General features: G+C 71.6%; 2 pseudogenes. Both read left to right on the forward strand.

The features are described 5' to 3' along the window. Window positions 1-226 (forward strand): annotated as a pseudogene (locus BG452_RS32965) (NAD(P)/FAD-dependent oxidoreductase); the annotation flags it as partial. A gap of 290 nt (window positions 227-516) precedes the next feature. Next, a pseudogene (locus BG452_RS32970) lies at window positions 517-1,812 on the forward strand (SpoIIE family protein phosphatase); the annotation flags it as partial. Between the last annotated feature and the right edge of the window lie 469 nt (window positions 1,813-2,281).

Genomic DNA, 2,281 nt, shown 5'->3' on the forward strand with positions numbered 1-2,281 from the left:
GCTCACCGGGCGGCGGGCGTGGTGGCTGCACCGGGCCCGGCACCTGCGGCGGCTGCCGAGCGCGGAGCGCCGGGTGCGGGTGCTGGTGGACTGGGTGCTGGGCGGGGTGTTCTCCCGCGAGGTGGTCTCGCTGGGGGCGATGGAGCACCCGCGTTCGGTCTTCGAGGGCGGGTTCGACCCAGGGCCCGGACGGCCGCCCGGCGCCGGGCCGGAGGCTCCCCGGTGAACGGCCCCGCCGCCCGGGGCCGACGGCCGGTCCGACGGGCGGCTCGACGGGCGGCTCGACGGCCGGCCCGGTGGTCGTTCCGGAGGCCGATCGGAACGAGGGCCGGAATGAGGGCCCGAACGCGATCCGGAACGCGCGCCGGAACGCCGATCCGACGGCCACGCCGGGCGGGCGACTTCCGGAACCGGGCCTCCGCCTGACAGGATCAGCCCGAACTGGTCATTACCCCGTGTGCTGACGTGCACACAAAAAGTGATGATATGCCTGGAAAACGAGGAAGCGGCCGTCGTTTGAACCTCATCCGCTGGAGCGCCCGGCTCACCGGAGTCCCCTGGCGTGCCGCCCCACCCAACGGGGCCGGCACCGACGAGGGCACGCCCTCCACCGACGGCGTCGTCGTCCCCAGCCCCCGCGACCCCACCGGCCCCGCCCACACCCCCGAACTCCTCGACCTGCACAAACCCCAGAACCTGCGCGAGGTCCTCAACCGCATCCCCGCCCCGGTCGCCGTCACCTACGGCCCGCTCCACCAGCTCGGCTACGCCAACCGCGCCTACCGCGAACTCTTCGGCGAACGCCCCACCGGCCTGCCCGCGGGCGAGGCGCTCCCCGAACTCGGCACCATGGGCGTCCTGCCCCTGATGGACCAGGTCATCCGCGGCGGCCGGCCCCGCAGCGTCAAGGCCCGCTGCATCCTCGGCCTCACCGGCAACCGCTACTACAACGTCTCCTGCGTGCCGCTCGGCCCCGGCGACACCGGCGACACCCCCACCGAGGGCCCGCCCGCCGGAGTCCTGATCTTCGCCGCCGAGGTCACCGACCAGGTCCTCGCCGCCGCCCGCCTGCGCGAGGCCGAACGCCGCCAGCGCGAGGCCGCCGTCACCCTCCAGCGCAGCCTGCTCCCGCAGAAACTCGACCAACCCGCCGACCTGCGGGTCGCCGCCACCTACCAGCCGGGCGGAGCCGAGGCCGCGGTCGGCGGCGACTGGTACGACGTCATCGCCATCGACGGCGGACGCACGGCACTCGTCATCGGCGACGTCATGGGCCGGGGCCTGCGGGCCGCCGCCGTGATGGGCCAGCTGCGCACCGCCGTCCGCGCCTACGCCCGCCTCGACCTGCCCCCGCACGAGGTGATGTGCCTGCTCGACGGCCTCGCCATGGAGATCGACGCCAACCAGATCGCCACCTGCACCTACGCCGTCTGGGACCCCCAGCACCGCACCCTCTCCTACGCCTCGGCCGGCCACCTCCCCATGCTGCTGCGCTGCCCCGACGGCACCATCCTGCGCAGCGAGGAGCAGAACGGCCCCCCGCTCGGCACCGGCGGCGGCCTGCACGTGTCCCACACCCTGCGCCTGCTCCCCGGCACGATTGGTGTCCTCTATACGGACGGCCTGGTCGAACGCCGCGACGAGGACATCGACCAGGGCCTCGACCTGCTGGCCCGCACCCTCACCGGCGCGATCGGCGCCCCCGAGGTGATCTGCGCCCGACTGCTCCGGGCGATGGGCGTCACCTCGGAGCACGACGACGACGTCGCCGTGCTGGCCTTCCAGCTGCCGGCGGACGAGGCCGACGAGGGCACCGAGAATTCGCTTGCCGTGCTTGACTCGGCCACCCCAGAGGTCTAGTGTTCTTCGAGCTGCCTGGCAGGGAGCACCGGACACGCGTCAGCGCGGACGGTCCCGAGGTAGCCAATCCCTTGAAACACCACTTCCCGGCTCGTGCCGGGTCGCGTTCGCGTTTTTTCGCGTGGCGGCTCGGTGCTTATTCGGCGTGCGCCTTTTATCGGATTGCGGCTGGATTCGCTTTTCGGAGCGGGGATCGGCTAGAGTTTGAAACGTCGGACAGGGCGTCAAGCCCCGGAAGACACCGGCGAGTTGGATGAACGAAGCCCCGGAAACGGAGCGGAAAACATCTGATAAGCTGGGAACACGAAAGAACGAAGCGCCCGGAGGGCCCGCTGGAAGGCGGCTCGAAGGAAGTGTCCGTTCCTTGAGAACTCAACAGCGTGCCAAAAGTCAACGCCAGATATGTTGACATCCCCGGCCT

The sequence above is a fragment of the Streptomyces sp. CBMA123 genome (assembly GCF_014596465.1).
Lineage (GTDB): Bacteria > Actinomycetota > Actinomycetes > Streptomycetales > Streptomycetaceae > Kitasatospora.